This is a genomic window from Lelliottia sp. 7254-16 (assembly GCF_002922995.1).
Lineage (GTDB): Bacteria > Pseudomonadota > Gammaproteobacteria > Enterobacterales > Enterobacteriaceae > Enterobacter > Enterobacter jeotgali.
In genome coordinates, this window is record NZ_PQVS01000030.1 from 1 (window position 1) to 19,366 (window position 19,366).

The window sequence follows — 19,366 nt, forward strand, 5'->3', positions numbered from 1 at the left end:
CAGCACGAAAGTGGGGGTGATCGACCTGAAGAAAAAGTCGATCACCATGGGTAAAGGATGTTAAATAGTGTTCACCATGTCCCCGAACACCTGTCTACCATGTCCCCGGACCGTACATGGGAGAGGGTTAGGGTGAGGGGAAACAGACGACTACTCCCCCTTCACCCAAAACCCCTCACAACATGTCAACCACGCCTGGGCACTGTGCGACAAATAGACTCCTTCGCGCCAAATCATCCCTAACTGCCAGTGCAAATCGCTCTCCAGCGGTATCCAGCGCAGGGTGTTTTTATCCAGCCGCTCGCAGATAGGCTGCGGCAAAATCGCGATTCCGACGCCCGCCTGCACCATCGCCGCCAGAAAATCCCACTGACCGCTGCGCACCGCAATACGCGGTTTGACGCCGTGCTGGTGAAACAACTGCATCAGTTGGCGGCTGAGGGCGAAATCCTCGTTGTAAATCAGCAGCGGATGTTCCGCCAGCCGTTCAGGTTTAACCGTGTCGATGTGCAGCCAGTCGCCGGAGCGCGGCACCAGTACACACAGGGGATGGCTGAACAGCGGCAGCGTCGACAGGCCGCTGTCCTCTTCGACGGGCAGGGCGGTCATCGCCAGATCCAGCTCGCCGTTCATCACCGCCTGCTGCACGGTCAGGCCACCAAATTCGGAAATTTTCAGCTCGACGCCGGGATAGCGCTGGCGAAAAAGGCTGATCGGCCCGGCCATCATCATCCCGACCATCGGGGGAATACCTAAGCGCAGCAGACCTTTATTCAGATGGTTAATATCGCCAAGCTCGGCCTCCAGCTGGCGAAATTCTGCCAGAATCGCCAGCCCGCGCTCAAACACCACGCGCCCGGTATCGGTCAGCAACAGCTTGCGGCCATCGCGGATCAGCAGGGTACAGTTCAGTTCATCTTCGAGATTTTTCAGCATCTTGCTGATGGTGGGCTGGGTAACAAACAACTTTTCCGCTGCGCGGGTAAAACTCTGCTGGCGAACCACTTCGACAAAATAGCGCAGCGTTCTTATGTCCATGATTATTCCTCGAAACTATACCTGTGATGATTTTAATTCATTTCAGTCCACTCCGTGTGGTCACTATACTGGCGCTTCATCTCATTTCTGAGGAATTTCCCCATGGCCGTGGCGTTAAGTCGTGTTACGCCTGCTGTTGTGCAACGGCTCCAGGTACCGGTTCAGGTCCTGCTTTACGCTGCCCTTTTTGTTTTCGCCCAATACCTCGTTACCTGGCTGCATCTGCCGCTCCCCGCTAATCTGGTCGGAATGGTGCTGATGCTCGCTCTGATTCTGTGCCGCGTCATTCCCCTGAACTGGGTCCGCGCAGGGGCTCGCTGGTTACTGGCGGAGATGCTACTGTTCTTCGTTCCGGCGGTGGTGGCGGTGGTGAACTACGCGCAGCTGCTGATGGTCGACGGCTGGCGGATTTTTGCGGTGATCGCCCTGAGCACCCTGATGGTGCTGGGCGCGACGGCGTGGGTGGTGGATAAAGTCTATCGCTTTGAAATCAGCAGGCAGAAGCATGACTAACTTTCAGATAAGCGTCCTGTGCCTGTTGGTCACGTTGGTTATTTATTTCGCCAATAAACGGTTGTACCGCCGCTTTCACGCTTTGCCGCTGATGCCGCTGGTCTTCACCCCGATTTTACTGGTGCTGATGCTGGTTTTCGGCCACATCTCCTGGCAAAACTATATTGGTGAATCTCACTGGCTGCTGTGGCTGCTCGGTCCGGCGACCATCGCCTTTGCTGTTCCGGTTTACGATAATCTCGCGATCATCAAACGTCACTGGATGTCGCTCACCGCGGGCGTGGTGACGGCCACGGTGGTGGCGGTGACCAGCTCCGTGTGGCTGGCGCGGTTGTTCACGCTGTCCGATGAGATCCAGCGCAGTCTGGCGGTGCGTTCTGTCACCACGCCGTTCGCGCTGGCGGCGGCGAAACCCCTCGGCGGACAGCCGGATCTGGTGGCGCTGTTTGTCGTGGTGACCGGTGTGTTTGGCATGGCGGTGGGCGATATGCTGTTTTTACGTCTGTCGATTCGTGAAGGGATGGCGAAAGGGGCCGGATTTGGCGCGGCGTCGCACGGCGCGGGAACCGCACGGTCGTATGAAATCGGTCAGCAGGAAGGTGTGGTCGCCAGCCTGGTGATGATGCTCTCCGGCGTGACGATGGTGCTGGTTGCGCCGCTGGTGGCGTGGGTGATGTTCTGAAAAGAATCCCCGGCCAGAGCGGCCGGGGAAGATTAACGATTAATGCGCGCGGCCCTGATCGATCCCAAGACCGGTTTGTGAACGGATAAACTGGGCGCGGAATTTGTCGCGTTCCAGGTTACCTTCCGGCGAGTTATCGGTGGCCGAGAAGAACCAAATCCCAATGAACGCCACGGCAATCGAGAACAGCGCCGGGTATTCGTACGGGAAGATGGCTTTTTCGTGGCCGAGGATTGTCACCCAGATAGTCGGGCCGAGGATCATCAGCACCACCGCTGTCAGCAGGCCCAGCCAGCCGCCAATCATCGCGCCACGGGTGGTCAGTTTTGACCAGTACATGGAGAGGAGAATGATCGGGAAGTTACAGCTGGCCGCAATCGAGAACGCCAGGCCGACCATGAAGGCGATGTTCTGTTTCTCGAACAGAATCCCCAGCAGGATTGCCACCACGCCCAGAATCAGCACCGTGATTTTAGAGACTTTCAGCTCCTGTCGCTCGGTCGCCCCTTTACGCCAGACGTTGGCGTACAGGTCATGAGAAACCGCCGACGCGCCCGCCAGAGTCAGGCCCGCAACCACCGCCAGAATGGTGGCGAAAGCCACGGCGGAGATAAAGCCGAGGAACAGATTGCCGCCCACGGCATCGGCCAGATGCACCGCCGCCATGTTATTGCCGCCAATCAGCTGCCCCGCCGCATCTTTAAACGCCGGATTCGCGCCGACCAGCATGATCGCGCCGAAGCCGATGATAAAGGTCAGAATGTAGAAATAGCCCATAAATCCGGTGGCGTAGAAGACGCTTTTACGCGCTTCGCGGGCATCTGATACCGTGAAGAAACGCATCAGAATGTGCGGCAAGCCGGCGGTACCAAACATCAGACCGAGACCGAGGGACAGGGCGGATATCGGGTCTTTCACCAGCCCGCCAGGGCTCATGATCGCTTCGCCTTTCGGGTGAACCGCCATCGCTTCGGTGAACAAGTTATTGAAGCTAAAGCCGACGTGTTTCATCACCATAAAGGCCATGAAACTCGCACCGAACAGCAGCAGCACGGCTTTGATGATCTGTACCCAGGTGGTGGCGAGCATGCCGCCGAACAGGACGTACATCACCATCAGCACCCCGACCAGCACCACGGCGACGTGGTAGTTCAGGCCGAACAGCAGCTCGATCAGTTTACCCGCGCCGACCATCTGGGCGATCAGGTAAAGCGCAACCACCACCAGCGAACCGCAGGCTGAGAGAGTGCGGATTGGGCCTTGCTTGAGGCGGTACGACGCCACATCAGCAAAGGTGTAGCGCCCGAGGTTACGCAGGCGTTCGGCAATCAGGAACAGAATGATCGGCCAGCCCACCAGGAAGCCGAGGGAATAAATCAGACCGTCGTAGCCGGAGGTGTACACCAGCGCGGAAATTCCGAGGAACGAGGCGGCAGACATAAAATCGCCCGCAATCGCCAGCCCGTTCTGGAAGCCGGTAATGTTGCCGCCCGCGGTGTAGTAATCGTTACGCGAACGCACGCGTTTTGACGCCCAGTAGGTGATGTACAGGGTCAGCAAGACGAAAATCAGGAACATGATGATCGCCTGCCAGTTGGTTGGCTGGCGCTGGACCTCGCCGGTCAGGGCATCGGCATGTGCTGCAAAAGGCAGTGTGGCGGCTAGCGCCGTCAGAACTCGCTTCATGATGCTTTTACCTCACGCAGTACCGCTTTATTGAGACGATCAAATTCACCGTTCGCGCGCCAGACGTAGACCCCGGTCAGCACAAATGAAATCACGATCACGCCGATACCGATGGGTATCCCGCGCGTGACGCTGGTGCCTGCATGCAGCGGCGTGCCCAGCCAGTGTGGTGCAAAGGCGATCAGCAGAATAAAGCCGACGTAGATAATCAGCATGATGATGGAAAGGATGAAGGCAAACCGTTGCCGTTTTTCGACGAGCTCCCTGAAATGCGCACTATGTTCTATCCGTTGATAAATATCAGTATTCATCACAGAACTCTCCAGAGTATTGGTGTAGAGGAGGGGCTTTTATTATTCCCTCTTCCTTGAGGGAGAGGGTTAGGGTGAGGGGGTAAAGGTGCGGTCTGATGCCCTCACCCCGGCCCTCTCCCACAGGGAGAGGGAGAAAAAAGTGAGTTAAGAAGGCATTGCGATGGCCTGCTTCTCTTCGAGCAGTTTTTCCACCACGCCAGGATCGGCGAGCGTCGAGGTATCGCCGAGGTTACTGGTATCACCCGCGGCGATTTTGCGCAGAATGCGGCGCATGATCTTGCCGGAGCGGGTTTTCGGCAGCGAGTCGGTCCAGTGCAGCACGTCCGGCGTGGCGAGCGGGCCGATCTCTTTGCGTACCCAGTTACGCACTTCGGTGTACAGCTCAGGCGTTGGCTCTTCGCCGTGGTTCAGGGTGACGTAGGCATAAATCGCCTGGCCTTTGATGTTGTGCGGAATACCCACCACCGCTGCTTCGGCGATTTTCGGATGGGACACCAGCGCTGATTCAATCTCAGCCGTACCCAGACGGTGACCGGAAACGTTCAGCACATCGTCCACGCGTCCGGTGATCCAGTAGTAACCGTCTTCGTCACGACGCGCGCCGTCGCCGCTGAAGTACATGTTTTTGAAGGTCGAGAAGTAGGTCTGCTCGAATCTGTCGTGATCGCCAAACAGGGTACGCGCCTGGCCCGGCCACGAGTCGGTGATCACCAGGTTGCCTTCGGTCGCGCCGTCGAGCGGGTTGCCTTCGTTATCCACCAGCGCAGGCTGCACGCCGAAGAACGGACGGGTAGCGGAACCGGCTTTCAGTTGAGTGGCACCCGGCAGCGGGGTGATCATGAAACCACCGGTTTCAGTCTGCCACCAAGTATCCATTACCGGACATTTTTCGTTGCCGATTTTCTTCCAGTACCACTCCCAGGCTTCCGGGTTAATCGGCTCGCCAACCGAGCCGAGAATACGCAGGGAGGAGCGGTCGGTGCCTTCGATGGCTTTGTCGCCTTCGGCCATCAGGGCGCGAATGGCGGTTGGGGCGGTATAAAGAATGTTGACCTTGTGCTTATCGACCACCTGACACATACGGGCAGGCGTCGGCCAATTCGGTACGCCTTCGAACATCAGCGTGGTCGCGCCGCAGGCCAGCGGGCCGTACAGCAGATAGCTGTGGCCGGTGACCCAGCCGACGTCGGCGGTGCACCAGTAAATATCACCCTGGTGATAGTCGAAGACGTATTTAAAGGTCGATGCCGCGTAAACCAGATATCCGCCGGTGGTGTGCAGCACGCCTTTTGGCTTGCCGGTGGAGCCGGAGGTATAAAGGATAAACAGCGGATCTTCGGCGTTCATCGCTTCGGGCTGGTGCTGATCGCTGGCTTTTTCAATCAGATCGCTCCACCACAGGTCGCGGCCCTCTTTCCACTCGACGTTGCCGCCGGTGCGTTTAAGGACGATGACGTTGGTGATGGTTTTGACGTTCGGGTTTTTCAGCGCTTCGTCGACGTTTTTTTTCAGCGGGATGCCGCGACCGGCGCGCACGCCTTCGTCAGCGGTGATCACCAGTTTTGAACTGGAGTCGATAATGCGCCCGGCGACCGCTTCAGGCGAGAAACCACCGAAAATCACCGAGTGCACGGCGCCGATGCGTGCGCAGGCGAGCATCGCCACGGCGGCTTCCGGCACCATTGGCATATAAATGGCGACCACATCGCCTTTTTTGATGCCTTGTTCAAGCAGCACGTTGGCAAAACGACAGACGTCGCGGTGCAGCTCTTTATAAGTAATGTGTTTGCTCTGCGAGGCGTCGTCGCCTTCCCAGATAATCGCGGTCTGGTCGCCGCGCTCGGAAAGATGGCGGTCGAGGCAGTTTGCGGCCAGGTTCAGGGTGCCGTCTTCATACCATTTAATCGAGATATTGCCCGGCGCAAAAGAGGTGTTTTTCACTTTCTGGTAAGGCGTGATCCAATCAAGAATTTTACCCTGCTCACCCCAGAAGGCATCAGGGTTAGAGACAGATTGCTGGTACTTTTCCTCGTACTGCTCCGGATTTATCAGGCAATGGTCCGCAATATTTGCGGGAATGTCGTGTTTGTGAATTTGGCTCATGGCTTTTGTTCTCCTTTTAGGATGTTAATAATATGTCGCAAAAACGTTAATTGTAGGGGCTTTGATAGCTTTGTTTGTTATTTGGGCGACAGATCACGCATTAAATGAACAGATTAAAAAATCAGCAATCGAAACTTTGAAGGGAAATAATTTACTGCGTGGATTATTCACATTTAGTTGAAAAAAAGCTTTTTTATAACAAAAGGTTATTTATAAGAATTATTACAAATTAGCGTCATATCGGCTTTTTGTAGTGAAAAGCCTCGTTCTTAAAGGGTTGCGCAGCAGGCCATGCAAATGATACTGATACGGCGCGTTAAAAACCCTATAAACCAACGCAACACAATTCATACCCTTTCAGTATGTGCCATTCCTGCCAGTAATGGGGAAGGGCGCTTCATTGAGGAAGTCCGTTTTTATGAAAAATTTGAAAATCAGCCTTGCCTGGCAAATTTTGCTGGCGATGGTGCTGGGCATCTTGCTGGGCAGTTATCTGCATTATCACAGTGACGACCGCGAGTGGCTGGTGGCGAATATGCTGTCACCGGCGGGCGATATCTTTATTCACCTGATCAAAATGATTGTTGTCCCGATTGTGATCTCTACGCTTATCGTAGGTATCGCGGGTGTGGGCGATGCCAAGCAGTTAGGCCGTATTGGTGCGAAAACCATCATCTATTTCGAAGTGATCACTACGGTTGCTATCATTTTAGGTATCACGCTGGCGAATGTGTTCCAGCCGGGTTCCGGGATTGATATGTCACAACTGGCGACGGTGGATATTTCGAAATACCAAAGCACAACCGCAGAAGTGCAAAGCCATGCACATGGCCTGATGGGGACCATACTGTCGCTGGTGCCGACCAATATCGTGGCGTCGATGGCGAAGGGCGAAATGCTGCCGATCATCTTCTTCTCGGTGCTGTTTGGTCTGGGCCTTTCCTCCCTGCCCGCCACGCACCGCGAACCGCTGGTGACGGTGTTCCGTTCGATCTCCGAAACCATGTTTAAAGTGACGCATATGGTGATGCGCTACGCCCCGGTGGGTGTGTTTGCGCTGATCGCTGTGACCGTGGCGAACTTCGGGTTTGCCTCCCTGTGGCCGCTGGCGAAGCTGGTTCTTCTGGTGCATTTCGCGATTCTGTTCTTTGCGCTGGTGGTGCTGGGGCTGGTCGCGCGTATCTGCGGGCTGAGCATCTGGATCCTGATTCGTATTCTGAAAGACGAGCTGATTCTGGCTTACTCCACGGCCAGCTCCGAGAGCGTGCTGCCGCGTATTATTGAGAAGATGGAAGCCTATGGCGCGCCAGCGTCTATCACCAGTTTCGTGGTGCCGACCGGGTATTCCTTTAACCTCGATGGCTCAACGCTGTACCAGAGTATTGCGGCGATTTTCATCGCCCAGCTGTACGGAATCGATCTGTCCCTGTGGCAGGAAATCGTGCTGGTGCTGACGCTGATGGTGACGTCAAAAGGGATCGCCGGCGTGCCGGGTGTCTCCTTCGTCGTGCTGCTGGCAACGCTGGGTAGCGTCGGTATTCCACTGGAAGGCCTGGCGTTTATCGCCGGTGTTGACCGTATTCTCGACATGGCGCGTACCGCGCTGAATGTGGTGGGGAATGCGCTGGCGGTGCTGGTTATCGCCAAGTGGGAACATCAGTTCGACCGTAAAAAAGCGCTAGCGTACGAGCGCGACGTGCTGGGTCGTTTTGATAAGACGGCGGATCAGTAACGTAAAAAAAAGCCGGGTGGCAGCTTCGCCTTACCCGGCCTACAAAACAGGTGTTCACTGTAGGCCTGATAAGCGTAGCGCCATCAGGCTTTTTACTCCCCACTCAGAGCATCAAACTCTTCGCATCCAGTATCAAACCCTTCGCTACAGCTCAGATTAAACCAGTACAGCGCCTTCTGTTTGTTTGGTGTGATAAAGCCTTTTTCACCCTGCTGGAAGACCATACCCGCCCAGTATTCTGCGTAACCGGTACGCGAAATGGCAGAGCTGCGCTTGAGCCACATTTCCGCCTGCGCATCATCCTGCGGCATCTCAACGCCGTTGGCGTAAATCAGACCCAGCAGCATCTGCGCATCAACCGCAGAGTCACTGTCGATATCATCGGTGGCGGTCCGCAGCAGTTTTATCGCCTGAGGATAATCCGTTTTACCCGCCTGGGTATTCACCAACAGTCGCGCCAGCATGATGGCCCCGCGTTTACTGCCCGCAATGGTTGCCTGTTGCGCCAGCGTTTTGGCCTGCGCGTAGTCGGCGTGTTTAAAATGAATTTGTGACAGCAGTGCCACAGCATCGACCTCACCGCCTTTTGCGGATTTCTCTGCCCACAGCTCGGCCTGTTTATCATCGCCCGCACTAAAGTAGGTATCGGCCAGATAGTACTGGGCCCGCGCATCGCCTGCTTCGGCTTGTTCTTTATATTGGCTGCCGAGTTCGTCAGCCCTCACAAACGAGGTAAAAAGGAATAACAGCGTAAAAAGGGTTTTCATAAGCTCTTATCTTTCGGGTCTACAGCGGCCAGTATAATCGCGGTCTGAGAAGAATAAAAAGGGTGCGTTAAGACCTCAGCGTCCAGACAAGCCGGGCGGGTTTCCCCGCCCACAAAATTAACCTGCAATACAGGCTAATTTTGCCGCCACCTCCTGATGTTCACTCTTTATTGATAACTCGCACAGCCTGCCGCGATTAATAAAGGTAAAAATCACGATTGTTAGACAAACGATTAATACAATGCCTAACATGGTTTTTAAAGGCGTCATGCCTATTACTCCTTGCGTCAAAAAGAATAAGAGGCTACTCTCAACTTGGTTGGAGTTGATGTGGTGTATGCGCACGAATTTATACGTACACATACATTTAGTAGCCTCAGGTGAATGAAAGTTTTCCTGGGGCTTTCCACTTTCTGCTCCTTGCTAATACTTAACTCTATGCTCAAAACAGAAAGTCTTAAGCACCCGTCGCCATCTTATCCCTCTGAATTAAAATGCAAAGATGTAATTTCATTCTTTTAAAATTGCATATTATTCTGCGAGCTGGGTTCCGTAATAATATTGGTGTGATTTATATGAAAGCTACCAATAAAAAAAGGGATGAATAAATCATCCCTTTTATTCTTTGAACGTGTAATAAAGCTAACCCATCGCGCTTTCGCGTAATCTGGCTTTCAGTTTGGTATATTCATCTATCACATATTGTTCGGCGCTTTGTTGGTCGGCAATCGATTCAACGCGCACGGCGCAATATTTATACTCCGGCGTTTTGGTTATCGGACTGAGGTTTTCCGTCACCAGTTCGTTACAGGCGCCAATCCACCACTGATAGGTCATGTAAACCGCCCCTTTGTTTGGGCGATCGCTCACCTGCGCACGGGTGATGATCCGGCCTTTGCGCGAGTTGACCCACACCAGCGCTTCATCCTCAATGCCCAGTCGTGCAGCATCGGCGGTGTTAAGCTGTGCGTAGCCCGGTTCATCCGCCAGCGCGGCCAGCGCCGCACAGTTACCGGTCATCGAACGACAGGAGTAGTGGCCCACTTCACGCACCGTTGACAGTACCATTGGATACTCGTCGGTGAGTTTGTCGATAGGCGCCACCCAGTCGCAGGTGAAGAACTGAGCCAGCCCGTTCGGGGTGTCGAACTTCTCGGCAAAGAGGTAAGACGTACCCTGATCGGCCTCTGACTCATCGCGGCACGGCCACTGGATATAGCCCAGTTCGCCCATTTTTTCATAGGTTGCCCCGGTGAAATCCGGACACAGATTGCGCAACTCATCCCAGATCTCCTGGGTGTTGTTGTAGTGCATCGGATAACCCATCCGGGTGGCGATTTCGCTGATGATTTGCCAGTCTGTTTTCAGATCCCACTTCGGCTCGACCGCTTTAAAGAAGCGCTGGAAGCCGCGATCCGCAGCGGTGTAGACGCCTTCGTGCTCGCCCCATGACGTTGACGGTAAAATCACATCCGCCGCCGCCGCGGTTTTGGTCATGAAGATGTCCTGCACAATCACCAGCTCGAGATCCTCAAAGCCTTTGCGCACCGCCGACAGCTCGGCATCGGTTTGCAGCGGATCTTCGCCCATGATGTAGGCCGCCCGCACTTCACCGTGCGCCGCGCGGTGCGGCAGCTCGCTGATGCGATATCCGGTGTGTTCCGGCAGACTTTCAACGCCCCAGGCCTTGGCGAATTTCGCGCGGTTTTCCGGGAATTTGACGTACTGATAGCCCGGATAGGTATCCGGCAGCGCGCCCATATCGCAGGCACCCTGAACGTTATTCTGCCCACGCACTGGGTTGACGCCGACGTGCGGTTTGCCGAGGTTGCCCGTCAGCATCGCGAGGCTGGTTAGCGAGCGCACGGTTTCCACGCCCTGATAGAACTGGGTCACGCCCATGCCCCACAGAATCGACGCGGTTTTGGCGGCAGCGTACATCCGCGCCGCCTGGCGAATTTCTTGCGCAGTGACGCCGGTAATCGTTTCGACCGACTCTGGCGTGTAGCCTTCGACAATCTTGCGATACTCCTCGAAGCCTTCCGTACGAGTAGCAACAAAGGCCTGGTTGTACAGATTTTCTTCGATAATGACGTGACCCATCGCATTCAGCAGCGCGATATTCGAGCCGTTGCGTAACGCGATGTGCATATCCGCGATGCGTGCGGTTTCAATTTTACGCGGATCGCAAACGATGATTTTCGCCCCGTTGCGTTTCGCGTTAATCACGTGATTCGCCACGATAGGGTGGGAATCCGCTGGGTTGTAGCCGAAAACAAACACCAAATCGGTGTTATCGATTTCGTTAATAGCATTACTCATTGCGCCGTTACCGACCGACTGGTGCAGACCTGCAACCGATGGGCCGTGTCAGACGCGAGCGCAGCAGTCGACGTTATTGGTACCAATAACGGCGCGCGCGAATTTTTGCATTACATAGTTGGTTTCATTACCCGTTCCACGCGATGAGCCGGTGGTCTGGATCGCGTCCGGGCCGTATTTGGCTTTGATATCGCTCAGGCGTTTGGCGACGTAGTCCAGCGCCTCGTTCCAGGAGACGGATTCCAGCTTGCCGCCGCGTTGACGACGGATCATGGGGGTTTTAAGACGGGGGGTGAGGATCTGGGTATCGTTAATAAAATCCCAGCCATAGTAGCCTTTCAGGCACAGCGTACCTTGATTGGTCTTACCCTGTGCAGCCTCCGCCCGGACGATTTTGCCGTTATCGACCACCAGGTTTATCTTGCAACCCGAGGCACAATAGGGGCAAACCGTGACGACTTTTTTCATCGGTCTCGCTCCAGTTAATCACATATTTCCCACCCTTTATGCAGCTTCTATGCCATGTTTTTATTGTGGGTATGGCCTGACTTTACGGCTGATGTGCAATCAATACCCTGACGAGAAACAGGCAATCGTCAAAATTGACGTGTCGAAGAGGCAATGGATGTGACATGGGTTGAAATTCCATCACGCAATGATGGATTTGGCTGGAGCCGATTGCAGAATAGGTCAGACTTAACATAATCCCCTGACGGAAGCATACGATGAAACCGGCGATTCTGGTGGTTGATGACGATACGGCGGTCTGCGAACTGCTGCAGGATGTGCTTAACGAGCACGTCTTTACGGTGCACGTCTGCCACACCGGGCGGGATGCGCTGGCGCTGGCCCAGCGAGAGCCGGACATCGCGCTGGTGTTGTTGGATATGATGCTGCCGGATATCAACGGATTGCAGGTTTTACAACAGCTCCAAAAGCAACGCCCTGAGCTACCAGTGATTATGCTTACGGGTCTCGGTAGCGAATCGGATGTGGTCGTCGGGCTGGAAATGGGTGCGGATGATTACATCGGCAAACCCTTTAATCCGCGCGTCGTCGTTGCCCGCGTCAAAGCTGTCTTGCGGCGCACCGGCGTGCTGGCGGCGGAACCGACTGCGCCGCGCGCAGCGGGATTAGGCTTTAACGGCTGGACGCTCGACACGACCCGCTGTGAATTAAGCTCCCCGCAGCAGTCGACCGTTCCGTTAACGCAGGGCGAATACGGTTTACTGCTGGCGCTGGCGCAGAATGCCCGTCGGGTATTAAGCCGGGAACAGCTGCTGGAGCTGACCCATAGCGAAAGCGCCGAAGTGTTTGATCGCACGATCGACGTACTGATCATGCGCCTGCGGCGAAAAATTGAGATCAATCCCCATCAGCCGCTGCTGATCAAAACCATTCGCGGCCTCGGCTATGTCTTTGCCGCAGACGTTTCTCACAACGATAAAGCGGCCTAAAGGCTGGATTCCAGCTCGACCAGCGTTTTCGCGCCATCAATGGCATTCGCCGCCAGCAGACTGGCCCGCGCGCAGGCGTGCGCCAGGGCAATGCTGTCTGGCAGGGACCACGCCTCGTGGCAGCCGTATAAAAAGCCCGCGCAAAACGCATCCCCAGCCCCTACGCTGCCGATAATCTCATTCGGTTCCAGCTGTCGTGAGGGCACCCATTGGCCTTGCTCACCCGGCGCTTCGCCCCAGGCACCTTCCGGGCAGTGAATCACTACGCGCTGGCGCACACCTGCCGTCAGCAGCTGCGACGCGGCTTCGGCGATATGCAAAATGTTCGGTGTATTACTGCTGTCGCGCATTTCCAGCCCGCTAAACTCACCGGCTTCCAGCTCGTTAATCACCAGATAATCCACATAGCGCAGGGCAGGGAGCACCAGCGGCTGATAGCGCGGATCGCCTTTGCGCGACACTAAATCGAGCGATGTTTCGTACCCCAGGTCGCGCATCTGGGAGAGCAGACGCGCGCTGCGGGTGCCAAACTCGTCGTCCGGCAGATCCAGGCTGTCGAGCAGCAGCAGATACCCGAGATGGAAAATCTTCATCGACGGATCGAGCCGGTCGAAAGCCGGGAGATCCAGCAGACGGTTGGCCGCCGGCGAGTGGAAAAAGGTGCGCTGTCCGCTGGGATCGGTCATCACCTGCGACATCGACGTCGGCGCAAAGGTGGTGCGCTGTACCCGCTGGCGGTTGACGTGATATTGGTCGAGCATCGCCAGGATATAGTCCCCGTCGCTGTCGTCGCCAATCAGCCCGACCGCCTGTAATGGCAGGCCGACGTGCATTTTCGCCAGCGTGAGTAACACATTCAGCGGCGCGCCGCCGGTGGCCCGCTCGCTGTGAATAATCTCTGCCAGCCATCCGCGCTCCGGCCACTGCACAATCTGATGCACATGATCGACGAGCATATTCCCTGCGGCAATAACGCCCCGGCGTTCCATCAGGCTTTCCCCGCGCTGCCGAAAATACGCATCTGTTCAGACACCGTGTCGGTGATCGCCTCTTCAATGCCTAACAGCAGCTCGGCAAACTCATCGTAAATCGGCTGTCGATGGGTGATCCGCTGCTCGACGGAGGCCAGCGCTGCCTGCGACATCCCGGTATAGAAATTGATTTTGTGAATACCCAGCTCAATTGCGCGACGGAAATCGGCGTCGCTGATCCCGGACCCGCCGTGCAGCACCAGCGGCAGGCCGGTTTGCTGGCGGATTGCGTCAAGGCGCGCAAAATCGAGCTTCGGCTCGCCTTTGTACTTCCCGTGCGCATTACCAATCGCAACGGCGAGGGCATCAATGCCGGTCTGATCGACAAAATCGCGAGCCAGGGTCGGGTCGGTGAAAAACGCTTCGTCGGCGTGGCCGTACAATGCGCCGCCTTCGTCACCGCCGACCGCGCCCAACTCCGCTTCCACCGACACGCCCACGGCGTGGCACATCTTCACAACTTCCCTGGTCTGGCGAATATTCTCTTCATAGCTAAGGGTGGAGCCATCAAACATCACGGAGCTGAATCCTAAGCGCAGCGCCCGCACCACCGCCTCAAAATGCAGGCCGTGATCGAGATTGAGAACTACCGGAATATCGTGTCGTGCGGCCTCGAAACGGACCGCTTCGACCAATGAATCAAGCGATAAATACTTAAAATGCACTTCGGCGATATTGATGATAAACGGCGAGCGCTCCTGGGTTGCGGCGGCGAACAGGGCGCGCAAAAAGTGCGAGTCGAGCACGTTAAACGCGCCGAGCGCGTAGCGATGTTCACGGGCGTGTTCCAGCCCGGCGGCGAGAGAAATTAGCGGCATTATTCACTCCTTAGGTTCGAAACAGGCTGTACTCGTTACAGAGCACCAGCACCGCCGTTTCGTCTTCTTCAATGTTGTTGTAGCGCGAGAGCGGCTGCAAAAAGTGGTTGTCGTGTTCGTCGTCATTGACCGATGACACTTCCCCCACCAGCACATCGCCAAACCCGCGCTCCCCCCAGAAACTGTGGTACAGGCCAGGCGTCAGGCAGATGCTCTCCCCGGGCGTCAGGCGCAGCTGGCTGCCGGGCGCGTGGGTCTGAATACAGCCGTCAACCACCACCGTGACGTCGGTGTTTTCGGTCTCTTCATGACCGCCCGCGTTCCACAGCTCAATAATCAGATTTCCACCGCCGCGATTGATGATGTCCTCGCGTTTACGCCAGTGGAAATGCATCGGCGTGACCTGGCCGTCGCGGACGTGCATGATTTTTTCCGCGTAGCATTTTTCGTAAGGCACGCCGTTCGGAGACCCGTTGCGCAAGGTGAACAGGGTCAGTCCCTGAGCGGCAAAGCTATTGCCGCCGAAGGCGGTCACATCCCAGCCGAGTTTGAGATCGAACACTTCGCGCCAGGCGTTATGATCGAGCTGCCGCCATTGGGTCGGCGGGAAGCTGGCAAACGGCGGAAGGTGAACGTTATGCATTGAAAAGAACTGCCGCGTATGGCCGAGAATTTCATTGATTTCGGAGCGTTTCATGGGAACTCCTTTTGATGGTATGCGCTGGGCCCCTCACCCCGGCCCTCTCCCCAGGGGAGAGGGGGAAAAAGTACCCTCTCACAAATGTAGAGGGGAAAAAGTGCGCTCTCCCAAATGCAGAGGGGGAAAAGTGCGCTCTCCCAAATGCAGAGGGGGAAAAGTACGCTCTCCCAAATGCAGAGGGGAAAAAGTGCGCTCTCCCAAATGCAGAGGGGGAAAAATCCCCTCTCCCTGTGGGAGAGGGTTAGGGTGAGGGCATCAGGCCGCACAAATATTACTTAACCGTCCACCCCTTATATGTCCCGACGCTCTTCTTATCGATCATCGTCACTGGGATCAGCACCGGCTCTTTTGGCGCGGCTTTGCCCTGCAGAATGTCATAGCCGATCTCTACCGCTTTCGCCGCCATCACCTGCGGGTCCTGCGCTGGCGTCGCCACAAACAGTGAATTCTCGCGCTTCAGCGCCTCTTCACCGTCCGGACTGCCGTCCACGCCGACGATGAAGAACTCGCTGCGCTGGGCCTGTTTCGCCGCCAGATCGGCACCGATCGCCGTCGGATCGTTAATCGCGAACACGCCGTCGATCTTCGGATTGGCCGCCAGCAGCGCGGTCATCACTTCCAGTCCGCCCTCACGACTGCCTTTGGCATTCTGGTTATCCGACAGCACTTTGATATCCGGGTGGCGTTTGAATTCGGTCTGACAGCCTTCCACACGGTTTTGTACCGCAGAGACCGGCGGTCCGTTGATGATCACCACATTGCCTTTGCCTTTCAGGCGGTCGGTGATGTATTTACAGGCCATTTCGCCCGCCTGGGTGTTATCGGAGGTAATAGTCGCATCGGCCCCTTCGGCTGCCACGTCAACCGCCACCACCACGATCCCCGCCTCTTTCGCGCGCTTCACCGCCGGGCCGATCCCTTTCGAGTCAGCGGCGTTGAGAATTATCATATCGACCTTCGCGGCGATAAAATTATCAATCTGAGAAACCTGCTGGCCCAGATCGTAGCCGCTGGAGACCAGCGTCACTTTGACGTTATCCCCCGCCAGTTTGCGGGCTTCCAGCTCCGCCCCTTTCGTTATCTGCACGAAGAACGGGTTGGCGAGATCGCCCACCGTCACGCCGATGGATTTCAGATCTTTCGCCTGCGCAAACGGGGCTGCGGCAAGCAGTGCGCCAGCACAGAGCGCGGTAACCAGTGGCTTCAATCTCATGCTGTTTTCCTCATTATCGTAGGGTGTTGTTGTTATGCACTTTGATGGTGTCGGGTACGGTATTTGTCGATCAGCACCGCAATGATGATCACCGCCCCTTTGATCACCAGTTGCCAGAAATACGAAACGCCCATTAACGTCATGCCGTTATTCAGGGTGGCGATGATCAGCGCGCCCACCAGCGTGCCGGTGATCGTGCCGATCCCGCCGACGAAACTGGTCCCGCCGAGGATCACCGCCGCGATGGCATCCAGCTCATAGCCGGTGCCTAAATTGCCGTTAGCGCTGTACAGGCGTGAGGCGCTCATCACCCCACCGAGGCCAGAGAGCAAACCGCTCATGCCATAAACAAACAACAGCACCAGCCAGACTTTGATCCCGGTGAGTCGCGCGGCCTGCATGTTGCCGCCTACCGCGTAGATATGAACGCCCAGCGTGGTGCGGCGCAGGATGAACCAGCACACGGCAATCACCGCCAGGGCAATCACCACCAGCCACGGAATCGGGCCGAGGTAGTTATTGCCGATCCATTCAAAATTAATATTCGAGTTGATGACCGTCGTGCCGTCGGCCAGCAGATACGCCGCCCCGCGCAGGGCCGTATAGGTGCCGAGGGTGACAATAAACGGCGGCAGTCCGGCAAAGGCCACCAGCGCGCCGTTAAACAATCCCAGCACCATACCGAGCATCAGCGCCGCCGGAATTGACAGCATCGCCAGTTCGGGAATGAGGGACACCACCATCGCCGCCACCGCCGTGGTGCCGAGAATCGACCCTACCGACAGGTCGATTCCGCCGGTCAAAATGATGAAGGTCATCCCGGCAGCCAGCACGATGTTGATTGACGCCTGACGGGTGATGTTGAGCAGATTGCTTTCGGTGAAGAAGTTCGGCGCGATAAAGCCAAATACCGCCACGATAAGAATCAGAATCGGTAAAATCCCGACCGTTTGCATCAGATCGCTCATCAGCATTTTTTTGGCGGAGGCGGATTTCGCCACCTGCTGCGGATTGGTTGAATGTGTCATGATTGCACCGCCTGATGAGTGTCGTTCACGCCGGTTGCCAGCGTCATAATATTTTCCTGAGTGATGCTTTCGCCGAGCAGCTCCCCGGCAATGCTCCCTTCGCGCATCACGTAGACCCGGTCGCTCATGCCGACGACTTCCGGCAGTTCGCTGGAGATCATCAGGATCGCCACGCCCTTGCGCGCCATCTGGTTCATGATCCGGTAGATCTCGCTTTTTGCCCCGACGTCGACGCCGCGCGTCGGCTCATCAAGGATCAGAATGCGCGGGCCAATCGCCACCCAGCGGGAGATCAGCAGTTTTTGCTGATTGCCACCGGACAGCCCACCGGCGCGCACCTGGGAATGCGGGACGCGAATGTTGAGCAGGGCGATGGCGTCATCGGAGATCGACTGGGCTTTTTTGCGGTCGAGCATGCCCCAGGTCGAATCGCGCTCCAGTGTTGCCATAGTGATGTTCTCCTGCGCCGCCAGCTCTAAAAACAGCCCCTGTTCTTTGCGGTTCTCGGTTAAAAACCCGATGCCGTGGTCGATGGCGGCACGTGGGGAGTGGATCACCACCGGTTCGCCGTCGACTTCAATCATGCCGCCCGTGGCTTTGCGTACGCCGAAGATCAGTTGCGCCAGCTCCGAACGCCCGGCCCCAACCAGCCCGGCCAGCCCGACAATTTCACCGGATCGCACCTGCAAACTGCACGGCTGCACTTTTTTGCTGTCGGTCAGGTGATGGACGTTCAGGCGCGCACTTCCCAGCGGGATATCGCGCTCTTTATTAAACAGGTCACTTAAGGGGCGACCGACCATCATCCTGACCAGTTCGGAGGCGTTGAGTTTGTCGCGGGTCAGGCTGCCGACGTACTGACCGTCGCGCAAAACGCTGACGCGATCGGACAGTTCATAAACTTCGGCCATGCGGTGGCTGATGTAGATAATCGCCATCCCTTCATCGCGCAGGCGCAAAATCAGTTCAAACAGGCGATGAGTTTCGCGCGAAGAGAGGGCGGCGGTCGGTTCGTCCATCACCAGCACGCGGCTGTTGCGGTGCAATGCGCGGGCGATTTCGACCTGCTGCTGCTCGGCAATCGTCAGTTTCATCACCAGGTCGGTGGCTTTGAAGTGGGCACCGAGGCGGTCAATCACCGTCTGCGCCTGCGCCGCCATCTCTTTGCGCTGCACCAACCCGCCGCGCGACAGCTCGCTGCCGAGGAAAATGTTTTCCGCCACCGTCAGGTTTGGCGCAAGCTGCATTTCCTGATAAATCAGGGTAATGCCTGCGGCCAGTGCATCTTTCGGGCCTTTGATGTTGTACGGCTGACCGTCGATCAAGATCTCGCCGCTGGTGGCGATATACGCCCCCGCGAGGATCTTCATCAGGGTACTTTTGCCCGCACCGTTTTCGCCCATTAACGCGTGGATCTCACCGGGCCAGACCGTCAGATCCACACCCTTGAGCGCGTGAAAGTTGCCAAAGGTTTTGGCAATGTTGCGCATCTCTAATACCGGGGTCCTGCTCATGGCGGATCTCCTGTGAAGGTCGATATCAGCAGTGCATCACATCCCGGTAAATGCAAAATGTCAGAAGCCGTTCATATTTGTCATAGTTATGAATAGTTAACGGATGTCACAGTTTTCCCCTCACCCCGGCCCTCTCCTTGGGCGAGGGGGCAAGCGTTCCCTCTCCCTGTGGGAGTGTACGGTCCGGGGACATGGTAGACAGGTGTTCGGGGACATGGTGAACACTATTTAACATCCTTTACCCATGGTGATCGACTTTTTCTTCAGGTCGATCACCCCCACTTTCGTGCTGTACCACCACACCTCATAACAGCCATCTTCAGCCCCTTCCTTCAGTCCCACATATTCGCCCCTGAACGCTTTTCCTGCCTTCAGCGTTACCCCTCTCAGGCTCAGTTTTCCGCTGATATCCACTTTCCTGACCATCACGCCCTCGTCGTATTCCGGG

18 protein-coding genes and 1 pseudogene are annotated in these 19,366 nt (G+C 56.3%); 5 read left to right on the plus strand and 14 right to left on the minus strand.

The annotated features are described in order from the left end of the window. The coding region (locus C3708_RS23975; RefSeq protein ID WP_233210447.1) for a hypothetical protein at positions 1-64 on the plus strand (64 nt) is incomplete at its 5' end. Between the two features lie 86 nt (positions 65-150). Here C3708_RS23975 and C3708_RS23340 read toward each other — a convergent pair. Continuing rightward, the gene (locus C3708_RS23340; protein WP_095280404.1) at positions 151-1,038 is read right to left on the minus strand and encodes a LysR family transcriptional regulator; all 888 of its coding nucleotides are present in this window, start codon (positions 1,036-1,038) and stop codon (positions 151-153) included. 102 nt (positions 1,039-1,140) lie between these two features. Here C3708_RS23340 and C3708_RS23345 point away from each other — a divergent pair, with 102 nt between their 5' ends. Together C3708_RS23345 and C3708_RS23350 are read left to right on the plus strand one after the other, a co-directional pair. Then, positions 1,141-1,551 (plus strand): CidA/LrgA family protein, encoded by a 411-nt coding sequence (locus C3708_RS23345; protein ID WP_095280405.1) that lies wholly within the window; start codon positions 1,141-1,143, stop codon positions 1,549-1,551. Next, positions 1,544-2,233 (plus strand): LrgB family protein, encoded by a 690-nt coding sequence (locus C3708_RS23350; protein ID WP_095280406.1) that lies wholly within the window; start codon positions 1,544-1,546, stop codon positions 2,231-2,233. The genes C3708_RS23345 and C3708_RS23350 overlap by 8 nt, the downstream gene beginning before the upstream one ends. Before the next feature lie 39 nt (positions 2,234-2,272). Here C3708_RS23350 and actP read toward each other — a convergent pair whose 3' ends face one another. From actP to acs, 3 genes are all read right to left on the minus strand, one after another. Further along, positions 2,273-3,919 (minus strand): cation/acetate symporter ActP, encoded by a 1,647-nt coding sequence (gene actP, locus C3708_RS23355; protein WP_103950408.1) that lies wholly within the window; start codon positions 3,917-3,919, stop codon positions 2,273-2,275. Next, entirely contained in the window at positions 3,916-4,230 is a 315-nt protein-coding gene (locus C3708_RS23360; protein WP_095280408.1) for a DUF485 domain-containing protein, read from the minus strand. Before C3708_RS23360 ends, actP begins: the two co-directional genes overlap by 4 nt. Before the next feature lie 147 nt (positions 4,231-4,377). Next, positions 4,378-6,336 carry an acetate--CoA ligase gene (gene acs / locus C3708_RS23365; RefSeq protein WP_103950409.1) on the minus strand — a complete coding sequence of 653 codons (1,959 nt, stop codon included), beginning with the start codon at positions 6,334-6,336 and terminating at the stop codon, positions 4,378-4,380. A 418-nt stretch (positions 6,337-6,754) separates the two neighbouring features. On the opposite strand from acs, the gene gltP reads away from it, so the two are divergent. After that, positions 6,755-8,068, plus strand: coding sequence for a glutamate/aspartate:proton symporter GltP (gene gltP / locus C3708_RS23370; protein WP_095280410.1), 1,314 nt, complete (start codon positions 6,755-6,757; stop codon positions 8,066-8,068). Positions 8,069-8,160: 92 nt separating this feature from the next. On the opposite strand, the gene C3708_RS23375 is transcribed toward gltP, so the two are convergent. From C3708_RS23375 to fdhF, 3 genes are all read right to left on the minus strand, one after another. Next, entirely contained in the window at positions 8,161-8,835 is a 675-nt protein-coding gene (locus tag C3708_RS23375) for a tetratricopeptide repeat protein (protein WP_095280411.1), read from the minus strand. Positions 8,836-8,952: 117 nt separating this feature from the next. Beyond that, the gene (locus C3708_RS23380; RefSeq protein WP_095284151.1) at positions 8,953-9,105 is read right to left on the minus strand and encodes a Hok/Gef family protein; all 153 of its coding nucleotides are present in this window, start codon (positions 9,103-9,105) and stop codon (positions 8,953-8,955) included. Between the two features lie 372 nt (positions 9,106-9,477). Next, positions 9,478-11,625 (minus strand): formate dehydrogenase subunit alpha, encoded by a 2,148-nt coding sequence (gene fdhF, locus C3708_RS23385; protein ID WP_103950410.1) that lies wholly within the window; start codon positions 11,623-11,625, stop codon positions 9,478-9,480. A gap of 257 nt (positions 11,626-11,882) precedes the next feature. Between fdhF and C3708_RS23390 the strand changes: the two genes are divergently transcribed. Continuing rightward, complete coding sequence (locus C3708_RS23390) at positions 11,883-12,614, plus strand: response regulator (RefSeq protein WP_103950411.1); 732 nt, start codon at positions 11,883-11,885, stop codon at positions 12,612-12,614. Here the strand turns inward: C3708_RS23390 and C3708_RS23395 are convergent. The 7 genes and pseudogenes from C3708_RS23395 to C3708_RS23430 all read right to left on the minus strand — a co-directional run. Next, positions 12,611-13,603 carry a carbohydrate kinase family protein gene (locus C3708_RS23395; protein WP_103950412.1) on the minus strand — a complete coding sequence of 331 codons (993 nt, stop codon included), beginning with the start codon at positions 13,601-13,603 and terminating at the stop codon, positions 12,611-12,613. The genes C3708_RS23390 and C3708_RS23395 overlap by 4 nt on opposite strands. Beyond that, positions 13,603-14,463 (minus strand): ketose 1,6-bisphosphate aldolase, encoded by an 861-nt coding sequence (locus C3708_RS23400; RefSeq protein WP_103947459.1) that lies wholly within the window; start codon positions 14,461-14,463, stop codon positions 13,603-13,605. The genes C3708_RS23395 and C3708_RS23400 overlap by 1 nt, the downstream gene beginning before the upstream one ends. Positions 14,464-14,473: 10 nt before the next feature. Continuing rightward, positions 14,474-15,160: a D-lyxose/D-mannose family sugar isomerase gene (locus tag C3708_RS23405; RefSeq protein ID WP_103950413.1), complete on the minus strand. Its 687-nt coding sequence runs from the start codon at positions 15,158-15,160 to the stop codon at positions 14,474-14,476. Between the two features lie 274 nt (positions 15,161-15,434). Then, on the minus strand, positions 15,435-16,376 hold the full coding sequence (locus C3708_RS23415) for an ABC transporter substrate-binding protein (protein ID WP_095280418.1): 942 nt from the start codon (positions 16,374-16,376) through the stop codon (positions 15,435-15,437). A 32-nt stretch (positions 16,377-16,408) separates the two neighbouring features. Continuing rightward, positions 16,409-17,404 carry a ribose ABC transporter permease gene (locus tag C3708_RS23420; RefSeq protein ID WP_095280419.1) on the minus strand — a complete coding sequence of 332 codons (996 nt, stop codon included), beginning with the start codon at positions 17,402-17,404 and terminating at the stop codon, positions 16,409-16,411. After that, the gene (locus C3708_RS23425; protein WP_103947456.1) at positions 17,401-18,918 is read right to left on the minus strand and encodes a sugar ABC transporter ATP-binding protein; all 1,518 of its coding nucleotides are present in this window, start codon (positions 18,916-18,918) and stop codon (positions 17,401-17,403) included. Before C3708_RS23425 ends, C3708_RS23420 begins: the two co-directional genes overlap by 4 nt. 228 nt (positions 18,919-19,146) lie before the next feature. Then, positions 19,147-19,366, minus strand: a pseudogene (locus C3708_RS23430) (IS481 family transposase); the annotation flags it as partial.